20 protein-coding genes are annotated in these 20,662 nt (G+C 39.8%); 19 read left to right on the forward strand and 1 reads right to left on the reverse strand.

Going from position 1 to position 20,662, the window contains the following annotated elements:
• The first annotated feature begins 3 nt into the window (after positions 1 to 3).
• Positions 4 to 1,107 carry a redox-regulated ATPase YchF gene (ychF, locus tag WC724_01090; protein MFA6077593.1) on the forward strand — a complete coding sequence of 368 codons (1,104 nt, stop codon included), beginning with the start codon at positions 4 to 6 and terminating at the stop codon, positions 1,105 to 1,107.
• 77 nt (positions 1,108 to 1,184) lie between these two features.
• On the opposite strand, the gene WC724_01095 is transcribed toward ychF, so the two are convergent.
• Positions 1,185 to 1,649, reverse strand: a complete 465-nt coding sequence (locus WC724_01095; GenBank protein MFA6077594.1) for a hypothetical protein — start codon at positions 1,647 to 1,649, stop codon at positions 1,185 to 1,187.
• A gap of 93 nt (positions 1,650 to 1,742) precedes the next feature.
• Here WC724_01095 and WC724_01100 point away from each other — a divergent pair, with 93 nt between their 5' ends.
• The 18 genes from WC724_01100 to rpsD all read left to right on the forward strand — a co-directional run bounded on the left by WC724_01100 (position 1,743) and on the right by rpsD (position 20,662).
• Complete coding sequence (locus tag WC724_01100) at positions 1,743 to 4,568, forward strand: class I tRNA ligase family protein (GenBank protein MFA6077595.1); 2,826 nt, start codon at positions 1,743 to 1,745, stop codon at positions 4,566 to 4,568.
• Between the two features lie 88 nt (positions 4,569 to 4,656).
• Entirely contained in the window at positions 4,657 to 5,685 is a 1,029-nt protein-coding gene (locus WC724_01105; protein MFA6077596.1) for a sigma factor-like helix-turn-helix DNA-binding protein, read from the forward strand.
• Between the two features lie 86 nt (positions 5,686 to 5,771).
• Positions 5,772 to 6,950 carry a hypothetical protein gene (locus WC724_01110; GenBank protein ID MFA6077597.1) on the forward strand — a complete coding sequence of 393 codons (1,179 nt, stop codon included), beginning with the start codon at positions 5,772 to 5,774 and terminating at the stop codon, positions 6,948 to 6,950.
• 9 nt (positions 6,951 to 6,959) lie between these two features.
• Positions 6,960 to 7,937, forward strand: coding sequence for an endolytic transglycosylase MltG (gene mltG, locus WC724_01115; protein ID MFA6077598.1), 978 nt, complete (start codon positions 6,960 to 6,962; stop codon positions 7,935 to 7,937).
• 28 nt (positions 7,938 to 7,965) lie between these two features.
• Positions 7,966 to 8,517 carry a 3'-5' exonuclease gene (locus tag WC724_01120; GenBank protein ID MFA6077599.1) on the forward strand — a complete coding sequence of 184 codons (552 nt, stop codon included), beginning with the start codon at positions 7,966 to 7,968 and terminating at the stop codon, positions 8,515 to 8,517.
• 159 nt (positions 8,518 to 8,676) lie between these two features.
• The gene (mnmA, locus tag WC724_01125) at positions 8,677 to 9,771 is read left to right on the forward strand and encodes a tRNA 2-thiouridine(34) synthase MnmA (protein ID MFA6077600.1); all 1,095 of its coding nucleotides are present in this window, start codon (positions 8,677 to 8,679) and stop codon (positions 9,769 to 9,771) included.
• A 174-nt stretch (positions 9,772 to 9,945) separates the two neighbouring features.
• Positions 9,946 to 10,437, forward strand: coding sequence for an MgtC/SapB family protein (locus WC724_01130; protein MFA6077601.1), 492 nt, complete (start codon positions 9,946 to 9,948; stop codon positions 10,435 to 10,437).
• Between the two features lies 1 nt (position 10,438).
• Positions 10,439 to 10,858 carry an EamA family transporter gene (locus tag WC724_01135; GenBank protein MFA6077602.1) on the forward strand — a complete coding sequence of 140 codons (420 nt, stop codon included), beginning with the start codon at positions 10,439 to 10,441 and terminating at the stop codon, positions 10,856 to 10,858.
• 18 nt (positions 10,859 to 10,876) lie between these two features.
• Positions 10,877 to 11,422: a hypothetical protein gene (locus WC724_01140; protein ID MFA6077603.1), complete on the forward strand. Its 546-nt coding sequence runs from the start codon at positions 10,877 to 10,879 to the stop codon at positions 11,420 to 11,422.
• Positions 11,423 to 11,457: 35 nt separating this feature from the next.
• Positions 11,458 to 14,052, forward strand: coding sequence for a hypothetical protein (locus WC724_01145; GenBank protein ID MFA6077604.1), 2,595 nt, complete (start codon positions 11,458 to 11,460; stop codon positions 14,050 to 14,052).
• A 52-nt stretch (positions 14,053 to 14,104) separates the two neighbouring features.
• Positions 14,105 to 16,066, forward strand: coding sequence for an alanine--tRNA ligase-related protein (locus tag WC724_01150; GenBank protein MFA6077605.1), 1,962 nt, complete (start codon positions 14,105 to 14,107; stop codon positions 16,064 to 16,066).
• A 29-nt stretch (positions 16,067 to 16,095) separates the two neighbouring features.
• Positions 16,096 to 17,301 carry a hypothetical protein gene (locus tag WC724_01155; GenBank protein ID MFA6077606.1) on the forward strand — a complete coding sequence of 402 codons (1,206 nt, stop codon included), beginning with the start codon at positions 16,096 to 16,098 and terminating at the stop codon, positions 17,299 to 17,301.
• A gap of 26 nt (positions 17,302 to 17,327) precedes the next feature.
• Positions 17,328 to 18,704, forward strand: a complete 1,377-nt coding sequence (locus tag WC724_01160; protein MFA6077607.1) for a hypothetical protein — start codon at positions 17,328 to 17,330, stop codon at positions 18,702 to 18,704.
• Positions 18,705 to 18,763: 59 nt separating this feature from the next.
• Positions 18,764 to 18,982, forward strand: a complete 219-nt coding sequence (gene infA, locus WC724_01165) for a translation initiation factor IF-1 (GenBank protein ID MFA6077608.1) — start codon at positions 18,764 to 18,766, stop codon at positions 18,980 to 18,982.
• An 84-nt stretch (positions 18,983 to 19,066) separates the two neighbouring features.
• The gene (rpmJ, locus tag WC724_01170) at positions 19,067 to 19,180 is read left to right on the forward strand and encodes a 50S ribosomal protein L36 (GenBank protein ID MFA6077609.1); all 114 of its coding nucleotides are present in this window, start codon (positions 19,067 to 19,069) and stop codon (positions 19,178 to 19,180) included.
• Positions 19,181 to 19,200: 20 nt separating this feature from the next.
• On the forward strand, positions 19,201 to 19,581 hold the full coding sequence (rpsM, locus tag WC724_01175; protein ID MFA6077610.1) for a 30S ribosomal protein S13: 381 nt from the start codon (positions 19,201 to 19,203) through the stop codon (positions 19,579 to 19,581).
• Positions 19,582 to 19,589: 8 nt separating this feature from the next.
• Complete coding sequence (gene rpsK / locus WC724_01180; protein ID MFA6077611.1) at positions 19,590 to 20,024, forward strand: 30S ribosomal protein S11; 435 nt, start codon at positions 19,590 to 19,592, stop codon at positions 20,022 to 20,024.
• A 5-nt stretch (positions 20,025 to 20,029) separates the two neighbouring features.
• Positions 20,030 to 20,662 (forward strand): 30S ribosomal protein S4, encoded by a 633-nt coding sequence (rpsD, locus tag WC724_01185; GenBank protein MFA6077612.1) that lies wholly within the window; start codon positions 20,030 to 20,032, stop codon positions 20,660 to 20,662.

Genomic DNA, 20,662 nt, shown 5'->3' on the forward strand with positions numbered 1-20,662 from the left:
ATCATGAATTTATCGATTGGAATTGTTGGCCTCCCAAACGTCGGCAAGTCGACGCTTTTTAATGCGCTTACTAAAAACTCTGTTCCTGCGGAAAATTATCCATTTTGTACGATTGACCCAGCAATTGGAATTGTTTCCGTGCCAGACGAACGATTGGAAAAACTTTCGACATTATCTCATTCCGTAAAAACAATACCGGCCGTGGTGCAGTTTGTTGACATTGCAGGGCTCGTGAAAGGCGCAGCGGCTGGTGAGGGACTGGGAAATAAATTTCTTTCGCACATTAGAGAAACGAATGCAATTGCTGAAGTTGTTCGTATTTTTGAAGACGATAAGGTTATCCATGTTGATGGGGGGATAAATCCTCTCCGCGACATTGAGACAATAAACGCTGAGCTTGCTCTTGCGGACTTGGACACTATTTCTAAACGATTAATAAATATTGAACGTGACGTTAAAAAAGGAGATAAAATAGCAATTTTTGAAAAGGGAATTTTGGAAAAAATAAAAGTAGCCCTTTTGGAAGGGAAGCTTGCATCAGATGTTTCGCTTTCTCCAGAGGAAAAAATTGTGTTAAAAACAATGCATCTTATTACAGCAAAACAATTTCTTTATGTATTGAACAAAAAAGCTGGTGGAAAAAATCTTGATGAATCACCAAGCGACGAGAGATATGTTGCGCTTATGAAATTTTTGAAAGACGGGAACCGTAGCTTTGTTATTGTTGATGCAAAAATTGAAGATGAGTTAAAAACCTTTGAAGGTGAAGAAAAAGAAACATTTCGCAAGGAATTAAACGCTGGGAATGATGACGGTATTAAGGATCTGATTCGCGCTGGCTACGAAATGCTCGGTCTCATTACTTATTTTACAACAGGGGAAGACGAGACAAGAGCTTGGACAATTCCAGTTAATTCTTCTGCCCCAGAAGCTGGGACTGCTATTCATAACGACTTTAAGGATAAGTTTATTCGAGCGGAAGTCGTGTACTGCGATGATCTGTTATCGTCTGGTTCATACGCTGAAGCGCGAGCAAAAGGTCTTGTTCGCATTGAAGGAAAAGAATATGTGGTCAAAGATGGTGACGTGATTGAATTTAGAATTTAAATATTTTTAAAATGGCACCATCTATAATTACGCTATGCGTAATTATAGATGACCAAACACTCTCGCTTTATTTGAAATTATTTCTTTTTTAGTTCTTCTATTTCGCGGACGATAGTCATGAGTTGATTCTCTATGTTTGTGAGTAGTTTTTTATCTTCGCGGTCTTTTTTCTCTTCCTCTGTTTCATCTTCTTGAATATCCTCAACATCCTCCTGAATGTCTTCAACGTCTTCTTGAATTTCCTCAACATCCTCCTGGATTTCTTCAATGTCCTCGGAAATTTCTTCGATGTCTTTTTCAACTGCATGTAGTTGGGCAGTGGTGCGGTTTATCGTCAGTTGAATGAAAATTGATAGGTATATAGCCTCAAGAGAAACTATTGTTGTTAGAATGAGCATTATCTTATCAAGAGCTACTCCAAAAATAGCTAGCACAAAAATTCCAACAAAAAATAAGGTATGAACAACAAGCGATGGGACCGAGCCGATTCCACCGGTAATTTTCATCGAATATTTTTCTAATAGATGTCTGAACCTTTTCATCGGCGCATTATACTCATCAAAACGAAAAGTACAAAAAGCTATGCTTTACAAGGGTGTTTGCGAACATTATGATGAGAGCTACAAGTCAAACTTATGGAACAATACGACCACAAGAAAATAGAAAAGAAATGGCAAAAAATTTGGGAGGAAGAAAATACTTTTGCGACTAGCGATGATTTAAGTAAACCAAAATCGTATGTTCTTGATATGTTTCCATATCCATCTGGTGAAGGCTTGCACACCGGACACGTTAAGGTTTATACAGCAAGCGATGTTTACGCACGCTATAAACGCTTAAACGGTTTTCGTGTACTTCACCCAACGGGATGGGATGCTTTTGGTTTGCCGGCGGAACGGTTTGCGATAAAAAATAAAGTTCACCCTCGAGTTTCTGTTGATAATAATGTCGCGAATTTTAAGCGACAAATGAAGGCTATCGGCCTTTCGTATGATTGGGATAGGGAAATAGACACCACTGATCCAAAATTTTATAAATGGACACAATGGATGTTTCTTAAAATGTATGAAAAAGGTTTGGCTTACGAAGCTTATCAGCCGATAGTTTGGTGTCCAACATGCCAGACTGGTTTATCCAACGAAGACTTGGAGGGTAACGCTTGTGAAATTTGCGGGACTGTTGCGGAAAAGAAGCCAATGCGACAATGGGTTCTTAAAATCACGGAATACGCAGATCGCCTTGTTGACGATTTAGAGATTTTGAAAGATTGGCCAGAATCATTTAAAGAGGCTGAAAGAAATTGGATAGGAAGAAGCGAAGGATCGGAGATAGATTTTAAAATAGATGGTGTAGATAAAAAATTTACTATTTTCACAACGCGGGCAGATACGCTTTTCGGAGCAACATATGTTGTTTTGTCGCCTGAACATAAATTAATTTCTGAGCTTAGGCCCAATATCAAAAATTGGGATGAAGTTGCTCAATATCAAGAAATAACGAGTAAGAAGACAGAAATAGAGCGAACATCTCTAGGGAAAGAAAAAACCGGCGTAAAACTAGATGGTGTTTGGGCTATTAACCCTGCAAATGAAGAAAAGTTGCCAATATTTATAGCCGACTACGTACTCGCTCATTATGGGACGGGAGCAATTATGGCTGTGCCTGCGCACGATGAGCGTGATTTTGATTTTGCAAAGAAATTTAACTTACCTATTAGAACTGTGATTGAGCCAGTTACGGGAGAGGTTCAACAAAACGAAGAGAAAAGAGAAAGTATAGTTGCGCTTGTGAGAGATCCTAAGAATGGGAAAATTTTGTCTCTTAATTGGGGAGAGAAATACGGGGGTCAATTGTTTGTTGGCGGAGGTATAGAGGAAGGGGAAGACATAGAGAGTGCTGCCATTAGGGAGACAAAAGAAGAAACTGGATATAGTGAAGTTCGTTTAATCGGCACTTCGGAGGTAATTCACCATCATTATTTTGCACACTCGAAAGGGGTGGCAAGGAATATCGATGCGATTGGTTTGTATTTTGAGCTTGTTGGAAATAAACAAGAAGCTTTGTCTCATGATGAATCAGAGAAAGGTAAATTTAAAGTTGAATGGATAACTGAGTCAGAAGCAGAGAAAAACGTGACGGACGCACTACATAGATATGTATTTCAAAAATTTATACAAAACAAAGTATATACAGGAAGTGGAATTCTAACCGAGTCAAAAGATTTTAGCGGTATAGATAGTGAGGAAGCAAAAATAAAAATTACAGAATTTGTCGGTGGAAAAATAAAAACGACCTATAAGCTCCGCGATTGGGTTTTTTCTCGCCAGCGATATTGGGGTGAGCCAATTCCAATAATCCACTGTGAAAAATGCGGGGTTGTTCCGGTGCCAGAAAAAGACTTACCGGTAGTTTTACCAGATGTTAAGTCATATGAACCAACAGGTACGGGCGAGTCTCCACTCGCGGAGATTTCAGAATGGGTAAATACAGAATGTCCTAAATGTGGCGGTGCTGGAAAAAGGGAAACAAACACGATGCCACAGTGGGCTGGGTCATCTTGGTATTACTTGCGTTTTATTGATCCAAATAATAATGAAGCTTTTGTTGACGCAAAAAGCGAAAAAGAGTGGATGCCAGTTGATTTGTATGTTGGTGGAGCGGAGCACGCAACGAGACATCTTATATACGCACGGTTTTGGCATAAATTTTTATATGATTTAGGAATGGTGTCGAGCAAAGAACCATTCATGCGTCTTGAGGGTGTTGGTCTTATTTTGGCTGGTGGTGGCGTAAAAATGTCCAAACGTTTGGGAAATATTGTTAACCCAGACGAAATAGTTGAATTATATGGAGCCGATACTCTTAGAATTTATGAAATGTTTATGGGTCCTTTTGGACAAGCTAGTATCTGGGAGACTAAATCAATAATTGGTCCAAGAAGATTTTTGGAACGAGTATGGAAACTACAAGAAAAAATTTCAGACGTTAAAGAAAGCGATAAGACAGAAGTTGTCATTAATCAAACAATAAAAAAAGTTGGAGAAGACATTGAGGGTTTTAAGTTTAATACAGCAATAAGCCAGATGATGATTTTAACAAGTGCCCTTGAGGCGGAAGAGTACATTTCCCGCAAATCATTTGAGTCATTAGTTTTACTCTTGGCTCCATTTGCGCCACATTTTTCTGAGGAGTTGTGGGCTATTTTGGGCAACGAAAATTCAATCAATAAAAGTTCTTGGCCAGTATACGAAGAGTCTAAATTAGTTGGTGGTACTGTCGTGGTTGCGGTACAAGTAAACGGGAAATTGCGGGATACGCTCTCGTTTAATAACGATGTCTCCGAAGAAGGTGTTGCAAAAGAAGTTATGGACTCTCCTCGTGTAAAAACATGGATTTCGGATAAAAAAATAAAGAAGACAATTTACATAAAAGGCCGTTTGTTTAGTATTGTTACAGAGTAATAATGAAGCCCTTGACCTTTTTTGTATTAAATGATAGAAATTAGAACACACAAATGACTCGGAGGTCATTTCTAATTTAAATATCACAATGCCACAGATTAATTTTAAACCAAAACAAGTTGTTAAGAAGCTATTAGCCGTTCTTCCTGAGCGTAATTTTGATGTCATTGTTAATCGCTTTGGTTTAGGTGAATCAAGTGAAGCGAAAACACTAGATGCAATTGGTAAAAAGTATGGCATTACTCGTGAGCGTGTTCGTCAGATTGAAAATTTTTCTCTTCAATCAATTAAAAAATCAGAGGTTTTTGAGAAGGAAAAAGAAGCCTTTGAAAACCTCTTTTCTGCGGTACAAGCTCTTGGTGCAGTTGTTTCAGAAGAAGAACTACTCGCTCATTTTTCTGACGACCGAGCCACACAGAACCATATCAATTTTTTCCTAGTCTTGGGTGATGCCTTCGTTCGAGCAAAAGAAGACGGTCATTTTAAGCATCGATGGACCGTTGATTCGGAGGTTTCGGAAAAAGTTCATAGTTCACTAAAAAAACTTTACGAAGGATTGAGCGATGAAGAAATAGTCCCCGAGGGGGAACTAGTCACACGTTTTTTGGGACACCTTAAAGATGTTTCTGAAAAATATCGCGATGAAGAAATTTTGAAGCGTTGGTTGAAACTTTCTAAGTTAATTGACCGCAATCCATTTGGTGAATGGGGACGTGCTTCCTCTTCTAATATTCGTGCTCGTGGTATGAGAGACTATGCCTACCTAGTTTTGCGTAGACACGGTTCCCCAATGCATTTTTCTGAGGTTGCAAAAGCAATCACAACTTCGTTTAAAAAGAAGGCTCACGTTGCCACTTGCCACAATGAACTCATCAAAGACAAGCGTTTCGTTTTGGTAGGGCGTGGTTTATACGCCCTTTCTGAGTGGGGCTACAATAAAGGTGTTGTTCGTGACGTTATAAAAGAGCTTTTAAAAAAAGAAGGACCAATGAGTCGTGAAGATATCTTAAGGCGTGTGATGAAGGAGAGGTATGTGAAGGAAAACACTGTGTTAGTTAATCTCCAAAACACTAACAATTTTAAGAAAAATAAGAGTGGTTTGTACGTAGCCGTTTAATCAAAAAATGATTTTTAAAAAAGCGGACTAGTGATGGTCCGCTTTTTTACTACCACTTAATTTAATTTCGCGATAAGATATAAGAGATGGCAGATTACCTTCTATATATACTAGGAATTATTTTTAGAATCATTAACGACACGGCTTCTTTTTGGTTGCCTGTAGTATTAGTTTTCATTTTCTGGAAAGTATGGCTTTCTTATGTTCGCGCTGATTGGGTATCAAGAATGAAATGGACACTTCTTGAGGTTAAACTCCCGAAGGAAGTATTTAAAACGCCAATGGCAATGGAACTTGTTTTAAATGGACTTCAGCAACCAAGTGGGGGGAATAAATGGGACCAATATTGGAAAGGGCGTGTTCCGGACTGGTTTTCATTTGAATTGGTTTCAATTGAAGGAACGATTCGTGTATACATCAGGGCTCTTTCAAAATATAAGAATATTATCGAAGCCCATGTGTACTCTCAATATCCAGAAGCCATTATTAGTGAGTCGGCAGACTATACAGAGAATATGCCATGGAGCAACGAAAGCGCTATATCACTTTGGGGTAGTGAATTTGCCTTGACCAAAGAGGATCCATATCCAATAAAAACTTACGTCGACTATGGAATGGACAAGGGATATGTTGATGAAAAACAACGAATTGAAACAATGGCGCCAACTCTTGAGTTTTTGGGCTCACTTCAAAAAGGAGAACAGGTTTGGATTCAAATTCTTGTTCGCGCAACAAGAGGTGACGGTTGGAAAGCTGAGGGCAAGGAAATAATAAAAAAGTTAATGCATCGTGATGATAAAGATTCTGACAAGGCGGTAACAACAAGATTAACAAAAGGGGAGACAGACGTGATTAATGCAATTGAGAGAAGCATTTCGAAACCAGCTTTTGAAGTTGGTATTAGGGGGCTATATTTTGCGGAAGAGGGTAAGTTTAACCCTTCAAATATTACAGCTCTTCTAAGTACGTTCAAGCAGTATTCATCACACAACTTAAATGGTTTTAAGCCTGGGTGGGGCCTCACTGTGCTTGATTATCCATGGGATGATTTTATGGATATCAGGAAGAAATCAATCCTCAAGGGGCTATTCGACGCCTACCGACTCAGGTCATATTTCTATGCACCATATGAGCACAAACCATTTGTTTTGAACATTGAGGAATTGGCAACAATTTTCCATTTTCCAAGTGGAATTGCGGAAACTCCGACATTAACACGTGTTGATTCGAAGCGCTCTGAGCCACCCGCAAACCTACCGGTTTAAAACCTAAATATGGAGTTTTTTAAAAAATGTGTTTCTTTGATTTGGCCACTTCATGGGTGGCGGAGATGGCTCGCAGTCACCGTCTTTACGGGAATAGTTTTTTTTGGAACCTTTGTTTTGCCACCATATAATTTCCCAGCACAAAATTCTATTGAAATTAGTGAGGGTTTGACGCTTTCAGATACCGCGCAATTTTTGAAAGAGAAACACATAGTAAAATCCGAGACTATCTTTAAAGCGTTAGTTTTTATTCTTGATGGGGAATACGGAGTTCGTTCGGGTGAATATTTTTTCGCGAAGCCAATAAGCGCCATTACTTTGGCTTTACGAATTATTCACGGTGACTTTGGTTTTGAAGCGGTAAAACTAACATTTCCAGAAGGTTCAACAATAGAAGAAATGTCACTAATTGCTAAAAGACGACTCCCAAAATTTAATAGCGAGGAGTTCGCTATTTTGACAGAAGGGAAGGAGGGGTTTCTTTTTCCTGACACATACATGTTTTACACAAACACAAAAACAGTAAGTGTTGTAAAAGCACTAGATGAGAACTTTAAGGTTAAGACTGTTGTTTTAAAACGTTCTGCAGAAAAGCTTGGTAAAGATTTTAGGGATATTGTGATTATGGCTTCTATAATAGAAGAGGAAGCTAGAAAAGAAGAAGACCGAAGGATGATCTCTGGAATTTTGTGGAAAAGAATTAGTATTGGAATGGCTCTTCAGGTTGATGCGCCATTTATATACTCGGTAGGGAGGAATACTTATGAATTAACGAAAGCAGATTTACGAGCTCCGTCACCATACAATACCTACCAGAATCGAGGGTTGCCAGTTGGTCCAATTTCAAATCCTGGATTGGATTCATTGGACGCTGCTCTTTACCCAAAGGAATCACCTTATCTTTTCTACCTTTCTGATAAAAATGGTACTGTTTATTATGGTAAAGATTTTGAGGAGCATAAAAAAAATATACAGCTATACCTTTAAAAAATAGTAAACGATAAGTAATACAATAATGAAAAATCAAGTACTCGCATTTATAGATTTGGAAACTACTGGACTTTTGACCAACAGTCACGAGATTATTGAAATAGGGTGTGTCTTGGCGGAACAAAAGTTTTCTGAAGATGGGGTACTCACTTTAAAATACGTTGATGAGTTTGAGTACAAAGTAAAACCGACACATATTGAGACGGCAGACCCAGTGGGTCTTAGTATCAACGGCTATGATGAAAAGGACTGGGTTTCTGCAGTTAGTTTAAAAGAGGCCATAGAAGATATGGCGACAAAGGTTAAGAACGCAATTATGGTTGGACACAATGTTGCTTTTGATTTTGCTTTTTTGGAAAAAGCATTTGAAGAGACTGGTGTGCAAAATCCAATGCATTATCACAAGCTCGACACCATTTCTATTGCTTATGCCAAATTACATAATTACAAAGGTGTCGAGAAATTTTCACTACGAGCGCTTTGTGAGTATTTGGAGATTGAGAATAAACGAGCACATTCAGCACTTTCTGATGCTCGAGCCACATATGAGATTTTTCAAAAGCTCATAAATATGTAGCATCTTTTGTTTTATCTTATAACTCTGTTATTTACCGATAAAATACATTGCGGAGTGCGTCGGCACGAGCATAGTAAATTTTCAGCAGAAAATTATACGTGTATTTTATGGGTAAATATTAAAACTTTACCAGCTGTTTTTCTCTGGTAGGATAGCCTTATGAAGAAAGGAAAAGTATTTGTCGGTCTCTCGGGGGGAGTTGATTCTTCTGTCTCAGCCGCTTTGCTCAAAAAAGAAGGATACGACGTAGTCGGTGTATTTATAAAGGTTTGGCAACCCGATTTTTTTGCATGTACATGGAAGGAGGATAGGCGTGACGCAATGCGCGTGGCAGCGAAGTTGAGCATTCCTTTTTTAACTTTGGACTTGGAAAAAGAATATAAAAAAGAGGTAATTGACTACATGATTTCGGAATATGAAGCTGGCAGAACCCCCAACCCAGATATTATGTGCAATAAGTATGTTAAATTTGGTGCTTTTTTAAGCTTTGCTCTTAAAAATGGCGCCGACTTTATTGCGACGGGGCACTACGCACAAATTGAAAAAAAGAGCTCAAGTAAAGTAGTGAAATATAGTTTACTAGCTGGTATCGATAACGAGAAGGATCAATCATATTTTCTTTGGACAATTAAGCAGGAATTGTTACCCAAAATATTATTTCCAGTAGGTGGTTACAGGAAATCAATGGTGCGCACTTTTGCAAAAAAATTTGACTTAGTGACTTGGGATAAACGGGATAGTCAGGGTTTGTGTTTTGTTGGTAAGTTAGACATAAAAGATTTTTTGAAACACTACATAAAAACAAAAAAAGGGAAGCTCTTAAATGAAAAAGGGGAAGTGATTGGTCATCACGAAGGCGCAGTTTTTCTCACAGAGGGGGAGAGGCGTGGATTTACCGTAACAAAGGGAGAGCAAGGACACAGCGCATTGCCCCAGTATGTTGTTGGTCGTGATATTAAAAAAAATACTATAACAATATCTCCGCATCCCCAAAAATCTGAAAACACTTCTGATTCGGTTAAACTGAAAGACATCAACCTGCTAGTTGGCGGTATTAAAGAGGGAGATAAATTTAATGCACGAACTCGATATAGAGAAAAATTACTACCATGCGTTTTGGTAAAAATTGATGTAAGGAAAAAAACAGCAGAAGTAAAATTTACTACACAGAAGCTGGCTTCCGTTGGGCAGTCCCTTGTTTTGTATAAAAAAAATACTTGTGTAGGCGGGGGAATAATTACTGAAAATAGTTAATACTTCTTCTTTTCAGTCAATAGATTTAAGATTTGATTTTAAATTCCCTCATTTTTGGAGGTTGAGCCTCCAAAAATGAGGGAATTTAATTTTAATAATTCATGTGTGTATATCTTTAATGTTTTAAGGTGTATCTTTTGATATACTGCTTATAAGTTAATTTACATTAAATTTATGATTTCCGATTTGCTTATTTTAGTCACACCAGAAAATACAGAAGTTTTTACTCGCCTTTTTCTAGCAATGGCCCTCGGGGCAATACTTGGATTGGAGCGTGTTTTCGCAAAAAAAAGTGCTGGAATAAGAACATACGCACTTGTTTCAATGGGTTCGGCTTTATTCATTGTGGTTTCAGAGTATGCGGTGAAGCAATACGCTCACACAAACGTACAAATTAATCCGCTTCACATTGCCTCAAATATTGTTGTTGGTGTCGGCTTTTTGGGTGCTGGAATGATTATCTTTAAGGATTCAAAGCTCACTGGTCTTACTACCGCCGCCGGCCTATGGGTTGTTTCTGCAATCGGAATGGCTGTCGGCTTTGGTTATTACATAGCTGCTTTTTTTACAACAATCTTTACGCTTTCTATTTTCACAATCCTCTGGTACGTAGAAGAAAAACTATTCACAGCATACAAAGGCATAGACGTCCCAGAGGAGCGTTAACATGTGGTTTTGGTACGCACTTTTCTCCGCAATATTCGCCGCCCTTGTAGCGGTTTTTGGTAAGTTGGGGCTCAAGGGGGTTGATACAACATTGGCCACAACTGTCCGTGCTGTAATTATGGCTGGGATTCTTTTGGTGACTAGTTTTTCTCTGAAGAAATTTGTTGGATTTTCTATCGCTAGTTTTACTGGGCGTGATTGGTTATTTATTATTCTTTCTGCGGCGGCGGGAGCGCTCTCTTGGATTTTTTATTTTTCCGCATTAAAGGAAGGGAAGGCTTCAAGTGTTGCGTCCATTGACCGCTTAAGTATTGTTTTTGTTATCGTCTTTGCCGCCCTCTTCTTAGGGGAAAGCTTAGGGGTTAAAGCACTAATCGGTACGTGTTTAATAGTTGCTGGAGCAATACTCGTTGTACTATAATTAGTCTAAGTAAATTTAATGAAAATGATTGAACATAAAAAAATAATTAGTGCGGTTGCTGTCATTGCAGTCGTTGTCATCTTTACTAATTTTTTTATTTATATAAATGGTTCAAAAATAAAAAACAAATCCCAAACACAAAATTTGGGGCTTGAACAATTAGAGCAACATATGGCGGTTGGTGTTGTAGAAAAAATATCCGGACAAGAAATTACTCTTAATAATGCAAAGAAAATACCAGAGAACACTACTTCTGGTGTTAAGTCAGAATCCCTTGTTGTTATCGTTGATCAAGCAACCACAATAGAGCGATTTGTTGGGAAAGACACCTTAGTTTTTCAAAAAGAATTGGAAGATTTTGCCAAGAAACAGAAAGAATCTCAAAACACAAATACTCCTGTAATGCCACCAGAACCATTTACTCGCGTTAAGATTGGTATTAATGATATTAAAGCTGGAGACACCATTGTTGTTTTCTCAACAATAAATATTAAAAAGCTCACTTCGTTTACAGCTAAGGAGATAAACGTTCAACCAACCAGAATGGCTACATCGTCAAGATAAGTTAATCCGAATAATGATAACTATTAACTCTAAAAATGAATCAACTAATTAAAAGAAATTATGAGTTAGATATCAGTAGTTATATCTATAAAGTAATTTTTGTTTTACTACTATTAATATTTTTAATAGTTCCTAGTTCTTCGTTGGCGGGAGGAAGTCAGACTTTTACTAGTAGTGGTACATTCTTTGTTCCAAGTGGTGTGACAGCTCTAACTGTGTATGTTGCCGGTGGCGGTGGTGCCGGAGCTGGTGGTACTAACGAGGGTGCTGGAGCTGGCGGGGGGGGTGGGGGTTATAGCAGTGGAACAATTGCAGTAAGTCCTGGTGGTGCATATGGTGTTACCGTTGGTGCTGGTGGTTATCATGGAGGAGCTCCTCATTGTGAAGGTGGGGCATCTAGTCCCGGTGGAGACGGTGGTTACTCATATATTGGTGGAATAATTGCCTATGGCGGTGGTGGTGGGCAAACAGGCGGTGCTCCTGGAGCCGGTGGTTGGGGCAATGTAGCTTATGGTTCGTATGGCTCGTGGCCACCAAGTAGGTGGGCAAGTAGCGGTGGCGCCGGAGGTTACAGTGGCGCTGGAGGTGCTGGTGGCGCCGGGGGCTCAACGGGCACCGCCGGCACTTGTACTTATTATTATAATTGTAATGAGACGTCGTGCGAGTGTGGCGCATGGACTGGTGGGACCCCTGCAGTAAACCCACAACCAGGTGTTTATTATGGAGGTGGAGGTGGAGGTGTTTGGTCAGCAGCTCCTTTTGTCCCTGCTACTTGTGATTACAGTCCCACTTACGCAGGAAACGGAGCACCAGGATATGTCATTATTTACTGGACCGTAAACCCTCCCACCGCATCCGCTTCAGTTTCTCCAAATCCCGTTCCCTATAATGCCAATCCTGGATTCACTCTTTCTTCTACAAACGCCTATTATTGCTACCTTCTATTAGACTGGTCAACATACTTAGTTGCCGGTTATACAACATCTGGTACTTATTACGCTGGTTCCTTCACTTCTCCAGGAACCCATAGTATTTCCGCTTATTGTTACAACTCTGAATGGGTCGGCTCCGGCTGGTCAACAACAAATTTTACGGTAAATAATCCTCCCACCGCTTCCGTATCTGTCTCACCAATATCAGTATCATACGGTGCTAGCACGAACGTCACCCTTTCTTCGACAAATGCCTATTATTGTCATGTCTACAGAATAAATAGCGTTGGTACTTGGGTTGAGCTACAGAGTGGATACCTCACCTCTGGTACTTGGAACACAGGTGGTTTGACCGACCCTGGAACACACTATGGAGCGACGTATTGCTACAACTCCTCCTGGGTCGGCTCTGGTTGGGCGTATGCCGCGTTCACAGTAAGCTCTGCTCCACCTTCCATCAACAACGTCACTATCAGTAACGGTGTTGTGGTCACCAACGCCGTTAACCAATACACAATAACCTCAACCGCGACAGATGCCACTGGTGGTAGCGCTATTACCGATGAACTCGCTTTAATAAATTACCAGGGGGTAAATGCTGGTACTTATCGTGGATATCTTGGATGGTCATCGGTTGGATTCACCCACTTTGGCGGCGCATACAAAACACCACCAATAGCATGTTCTGGTGGTGGCTTAGGGGCAATTTACAACGGCTATGGACCACAATACATCAACCTCATATCTTGCAGTACTTCGGTATCAGGGAACACCCGCACTGTCTCATATGTTGTTACCTTCAACACAAATTTCACTTCTCCGATAAATAGCAACACCATTTCTGGTTATGCCACCAACAGCTCTACTGGCCTATCCAGCGGTTGGTCTCCGTTTAGTGCGTTTACTATTACACCAACATGTTCAAATGGTGCCAACAACTATCCAACCTGTAACACCTGCTCTACTCCACTTGGTTGGAATGGAAGTATTTGTACTGTATGTAGTAATGGTGGTTGTACCAATGGAAATTGTAACAATGGCGCAAACAATCCAGTGAGTTGCTCCACCTGTACCTCACCTGGATTCATTTGGCAGAGCAGTACTAGTTCTTGTATCCCATCAACCCCACCAACTGCATCAATCATAAGTCCAGCAGTCAACATCACAATATATGATGACCAGATACAACAGTTCACCGGTACAGCTACAGATGACGGTACAGTTGTAGCTTACGAATGGCGTACCAGTAATTGCTCCACCGGAACAATTCTTAGCTCTTTAGCAAACTTCGTTAGATCATTTTCTGTTGGCACATACACTGTCTATTTCAGAGCTCAAGACAATGCTGGGTCATGGTCAACGAATTGTCCTTCACGAACCATACAGGTAATTGCCCATAATCAAGTTGCAGGAGTCTGCGGTTCTGCTAACGGTGTCTCATCTCAAAAGAAACCAACATCCAATCTCTGTAACACACTAGGATTACCTGGACCAACTGTATTACCTGTAGGTATTGATACTCTTCCTGAAAACAACCCAGCACTCTCTTGGTCTTGGACTTGTGCTGGTGAATATGGCGGTGCTGACACCTTCTGTGGTTCAAACAGCTCTTGTGGTGATGGCAAGTGCCAGGCTTCAAAGGGAGAGAGCCCTGCTAGGTGCAGGGCGGACTGTAGGGTTAACTTTTTTGAGTTTTAAACAGAATTTATTTAATTGAGAGCTCGCCTTTATTGTATTACAATAGGGGACTATGAACGGAAACGAAATTAGAAAGAACTATTTGGAATATTTTGGCTCGCGAAAACATGCAGTTATTCCGTCTGCACCGATTATCCCTGAGAACGACCCAACGACACTTTTTACAAGTTCTGGAATGCAACCGTTAATTCCGTATCTTTTGGGTTCTCCACACCCAAGGGGCGTGCGCTTGGTCAATTCACAAAAGTGTTTTCGCGCGGAGGATATTGAAGAAGTTGGTGACAATCGCCACACTACTTGTTTTGAAATGTTGGGAAACTGGTCTTTAGGAGATTATTTCAAAAAAGAACAACTTGGTTGGTTTTTTAATTTTCTTACAGAAGTAGCAAAACTCCAGCCAGAAAAATTATACGTAACTGTTTTTGCAGGCGAAGAGAAGTATGGAATTCCTCGCGACGATGAATCGGTGGAAATCTGGAAAGAACTTTTTAAAAGTGTTGGTGTTATAGCTAATGATGTATTAATTGGAAGCGAAGAGAATGGAGGAAAAGTTGGAATGCAGAGTGGTAGGATTTTTTACTATAACTCCAGGAAAAACTGGTGGAGTCGTTCTGGTGTACCTGAAAATATGCCAACAGGTGAGCCAGGTGGTCCAGATTCTGAAGTATTTTACGACTTCGGGACACCCCACGACAAAAAATTTGGAGAAAATTGTCATCCAAATTGCGATTGTGGGCGTTTTATGGAAATCGGTAACTCGGTTTTTATGGAATATCTTAAAATGGACGATGGAAGTTTTTCTTCGCTTCCTCAAAAAAACGTGGATTTTGGTGGTGGTTTGGAGAGAATTACCGCAGCGAGCATGGATAGTGCTGATATCTTTTCTACGGATTTGTTTTCTCTAATTATTGATTTTATTGAAAAGCTTTCTGGTAAGAAATATGAAGGAGGAAAAGTAAAAACTGATTCATATTTCCGTATTGTTGCGGACCATATCAAAGGTGCAGTTTTTATGATGAGTGGAGGAATTTTACCTTCTAATACTGAGCAAGGATATGTTTTGCGAAGGTTGGTTAGACGTGCAGTGAGATATACTGACGAGCTTGGTATAAAGCCAAATGAGTTACAAAAAATCGTAGATTCAGTCGCACTGACCTACAAGGAGGCGTACCCAGAAATAATTGAAAACATTGATCATATTCGAGATGGTATTAAAAACGAAGAGGCAAAGTTTAGAAAGACGTTAGAGGTTGGTATGCGCCAATTTGAAAAAAGAAAGGTGTCTTCGGAGCAGAAACCAAAGGATTCACCTGTGTTTCGCCATCGCTCGGACGCCATGAGCACGAATACGCGCTCGCGGCGCTCCTCGCTTGACGAAATAAAAAACTCCACTATCAGTGGGCACGAGGCGTTTCTTCTTTTTACTACGCATGGTTTTCCAATTGAACTAACTCTTGAATTAGCAAAGGAAAAAGAACTTACAGTTGATATCGATGGATTTAAGGAAGAGATGGAGAAACACAAGGCTTTGTCACGTTCTCAGTCAGACCAAAAATTTAAAGGTGGGTTGGCTGATCATGGAGAAATGGCTGTTAAGTATCACACCGCAACTCACTTGCTCCAAAAAGCTCTAAGAGATGTTCTTGGTGAACATGTATTTCAAAAAGGTAGCAATATAACAGGAGAACGTCTTCGCTTTGATTTTTCTCATAATCAAAAAATGACAGATGAAGAAAAGCAAAAAGTAGAGAATCTTGTTAACCAAAAAATTGCAGAAGGCCTACCAGTGTCTTACGAGGACGTGCCACTTGAAGAAGCAGAAAAAAGAGGAGCGATTAGATTGTTTGAGGAAAAATACGGCGACATTGTTCGGGTATATAAAATAGGTGATTTTAGTCTTGAGTTTTGTGGTGGTCCGCATGTAAGCAATACAAGCGAGCTCGGTAATTTTAAAATCTCAAAAGAAGAAGCTGTTTCTTCTGGGGTGCGTAGAATTAAGGCGATTTTAACCTAATGGTGTGATACAATTTCGTAAATAGATCTATGGGATTTTTTTCTAAAAGTGATAAAGAATTCGTCCTCGTGTTTGACGTTGGCAATGGCAGTGTTGGGGTTGCTGTTGCTGAGGTTTCTAATGAAAAAAGTGGGGAAGGGAAAGCGCAGTTAAAAGAGATTTACAGAGAATCAATACCATTTCAAGAGCACTTACGTTTCGATAGGTTTATGAACACAGCATCTAAGGCTGTTGAAGGGGCAGCTAGAAAAGTAAAAAGCGAATTAAAATACCCAATAAAAAAAGCATATTTAATTTTGGCATCACCTTGGTACGCATCACAGACAAGAGTGGTTAACCTAAAGAAGAAGGAGTCCTTTGTTTTTACCGAGGAGATGTTTGAGACTCTTATTTCTCGCGAGAGTGAATCCTTTCGCAATGAATACATTGACGAGAAGGCCAAAAAAGCAAAACCAGAAAATAACCTTTCCTTGATTGAGCAACATGTCGTTCAGTTAAAGTGCAACGGCTATGAAGTCGAAGACCCATTTGGTAAAACCGTAAAAACCGTTGAAATGCCACTATATTTGAGTGTGGCTCCGCAGATAGTTTTAGACTCATTTGGTGGTGCAGTTCGTAACATTTTCCCCGATATTGAAATTAATTTTGGAACTTTTCCCCTTGCGTATTTTTTTGCTGCTCGTGAAATTTATCCAAAATTTGACGATGCTTTACTTGTAGATGTTAGCGGTGAGGTTACCGACATTGCCTTTGTTTGGAATGGAGCACTACTTGAGATTGCTTCTTTTCCAATTGGGAGAAATACGATATTCCGAAGACTATCATCAGCCTTGCATAGACCTGCAGAAGAAATAATCTCTCTTCTTAGTATTGCCAATAAAGAAGGGGTTAGTAAGGACGTAAATAAAAAAATTGAGAGTGCTCTAGAGAAAGTTGTTGAATCATGGGTAGTTTCTTTTGAAAAAGCTTTAGCTAAACTAGCAGATACTTTTTACCTACCGGATGAAGTTTTCTTAACTGCTGATGATGACATGAAAAAGTGGCTCACGGGAGGTATCAAGAAAGAGAGTTTTAGTCAGTATGTTATGACACACACTCCTTTTTCTGTGACCGATATGGGGGACTTGTTTGAGAGACACGGCAAACACCTCTTTGGTAAAAACAAGATAGACACCTTTATTGGAATTGGAGTTCTTTACATTATGCACAACAAAGGTCGTAAACTTTCGGATTGATATCCACTAAGTGATATAATCAAAACATGAAGGAAAAAAGAATTATAAGTGATGTGATTAGAAGTCCACACACAGCTAACACTAATACCGGTAGAAGGCCGCTTTCTGATGTCTTGCGAAAAGGAGACACCGGACAAAGCCCGGCAAAAGAATTAGAGAAGAAACCACTTTTAAAAAAACCAGATGTTAAACACGTACTACCAGAGCATAATGTTCACCACGAAAGTTCGGTTACTCCTAATTTAAATAAATCAAAAAGTTTTATTAAAAAAACCGCTTGGTTCTCTGTGCCACTCGTGGCTATTTTTGTTATCTATATGATGATATCGGTTTTGTTTTCCGGAGCCGACCTAAAGATAGTTCCAAAGTCTGAGCAAGTTCAAATTTCTGTTGGAATTACGGCCAAGAAAGGTGATCTTAAGGCTCTTGTTCCTTTTGAAACAGTTACCCTTTCTGAGGAATCAAGCAAGCTCGTAGCGCCAACTGGGACAAAAGATGTTTCCGAAAAAGCTGGTGGCCGAGTTGTAATTTATAACGCGTACAGTACCGCAAGCCAAAAACTCATAAAGGATACACGCCTCGAGACACCCGATGGCAAAATTTATCGCATTACTACCGGAGTCGTTGTTCCAGGTCTTAGTGTCGTCAATAAAGAAACTATTCCTGGGTCAGTTGAGGTTACTGTATCTGCTGATAAGCCAGGCGAACAGTACAATGTTGGATTATCCGATTTCTCCATTCCAGGGTTTAAAGGAGATCCACGATATGAAAAATTTTATGCTCGTTCAAAAGGTGAAATAAAGGGTGGATATGTCGGCAGTGTTCAAACGGCATCCCCAGGGGCAGTTACAGCAGCAAGGAACGAACTTAGAACAGCGATTAAGGATTCTTTGACAAAGCAAGTTTCTTCTCAGATACCGGCAACCTTCGTTTTATTCAAAGATGCTGGAAATGTCACTTTTGAAACCAAGGACGATGTTAAGAACGCCAGCGGGGTTATCGTTAAGGAAAAAGGTACATATACTGGAATCTTGCTTCCAAGGGAAGCTTTGGCGAAAGAGGTTCTCAAAAAATCTATTTATACTCTAAAAGAAACTGGACCCGCCACCCTGAAGGATATTGAAAACTTAACTCTTGTATTTCAAAGTGCGGGGTTGCCAGAAATGCTTGCTCAAGCGGAAAGCATAGAATTTAGTTTAAGTGGGACTACTACAGTAGAAGCTGTTATCGATTTTGATAAAGTTAAGAAAGATATTTCCGGGAAACCACGTAGCGAATTCAACGCGCTTCTTGCAAATTACAGTGGTATTAAGACAGCTACTCTTTCAGTAAATCCGTTTTGGGCCCGCTATCTTCCAGCAGATATTGAGAAAATTACGATTACTCAAAGTGCCGATAAATAAGAAGGAGGGCCTTTTAAAATTGACTAAAAACTATTATTTTGTTATATTTTCGGGACTAAATGAGTAACGAAGTAGATCCAGAATTAATCAAAGAAGGGGTTGTAACCGAAGCGTTACCTAGCACCCTTTTTAGGGTTACACTCAAGGATGGATCTGAAATTCTTGCCTACTTAGGAGGGAAAATGCGCTTCAACCGAATAAAGGTTTTGGTTGGAGATAAAGTTTCCGTACAGCTTGATCCGTACGGAGGTAAGGGGAGGGTTGTAAAAAGATTATAGGTATTGTAGTATATTGAAGCACTGCACTCCCCGAGAGGGGGATGGGGGTTCTGTTTTTGTTAGTGCAAAATTTTTAATAAAAAAATGAAAGTAAAGTCGTCAGTAAAAAAGAGGTGTGCAAAATGTAAAATGGTACGCCGTAAGGGTTTAGTTGTTATCATTTGCGAAAACCCACGCCATAAGCAACGACAAGGATAGTTTCTAATTTAACGTAAAACATGAGAATTTTTGGTATAACAGTCCCGGAACAAAAAAGATTAGAGATAGCTCTAACTGTTTTTTTTGGAATCGGACGTGCAAGAGCTCAGGCTATTCTTGATCGTGCAGGTGTTCCTCATGGCAAAAAAGCTAGCGAATTGACTACAGAAGAAGAGGGTAAGATTCGTAAAGAAATTGAAGCTATCAAACTCGAAGGAGATTTAAAGCGTGAGATAAGTGGAAACATTAAGCGCTTGAAGGATATCAAGTCGTACCGTGGAACACGTCATGCAAAACGTTTACCAGCACGTGGTCAGCGTACAAAAACAAATTCTAGAACCGTTCGTGGAAATATTCGTAAGACTATGGGTTCTGGAAGACGTAAGGCTGAAAAAACATAATCAATAACATGGGTAAAAAAAGAATTATAAAAAAAGGAGGCAGTGGAGCTGACGAGGGATTGAAGTCTCGTTCTTTGTCCAAGGTTCCGAAGAAGAAGGTTGCAGCCGGTACTTTGTATGTTGAAGCAACATACAACAACACCAAGCTTCTTTTGGCAGACAAGAGCGGAAACGCTTTGTTTTGGTCATCATCCGGAGCTTTAGGGTTTAAGGGTGCAAAAAAAGGAACACCTTTTGCAGCTGCTAAAGTAGGAGAGCTTATGGGAGAAAAAGGAATGCTTGTGGGAATGAAAGAAGTGAACGTAATAATCAAAGGAGTTGGTTCTGGAAGAGAATCATCAGTTCGAGCTTTTCTTTCTAAAGGAATTGATTTGGAGAGTGTTAAAGACAAGACACCTGTTCCACACAACGGACCAAAGCCTAAGAAGCCACGAAGAATATAAATATCATGATAATCGATAAAAAATGTAAAGTTTGTCGCCGTGCTGGAGAAAAACTCTTCCTTAAAGGAGAGAAGTGTTTTACGCCTAAGTGTGTTTTTAATAAGAAACCCTATCCACCAGGCAAACTAGACTCAGAGAGAAAGCACAAATCAACCCTTACTGAATACGGACGACAGCTTCGCGAGAAACAGAAAGTTCGCAATATTTACGGAGTAAGTGAAAAGCAGTTCTCTAATTACGTGAAGAAGGCAACGTCCACAAAGGCAGGAAGTCCAGCCGAAAGACTTTATCAGAGCCTAGAAAATAGACTTGATAACATTACTTTTCGTCTTGGTTTATCAAAATCAAGAACAATGGCTAGACAGATGGTTTCTCATGGACATATCACAGTAAATGGCACGCGCTCAATGATTCCATCACGAGCAATTAAGATTGGAGACGTTATTGGTGTTCGCGAAGGAAGTAAGGGAACCAACCCAATAATTGAGGCCACAAAGAGAATGGAAGATCATAAAATACCAGGATGGATTGCCTTTGACGCAAAGAAAGGAACGTCTGAAATAAAGAATTTACCAGCGGAGAAAGATAAAGACATGACAGTCAATTTGAATTCTGTTATTGAATTTTATAGTCGTTAA

It is taken from the genome of Candidatus Paceibacterota bacterium, from assembly GCA_041661305.1.
Classification (GTDB): Bacteria; Patescibacteriota; Minisyncoccia; order Phycocordibacterales; family VMEP01; genus VMEP01.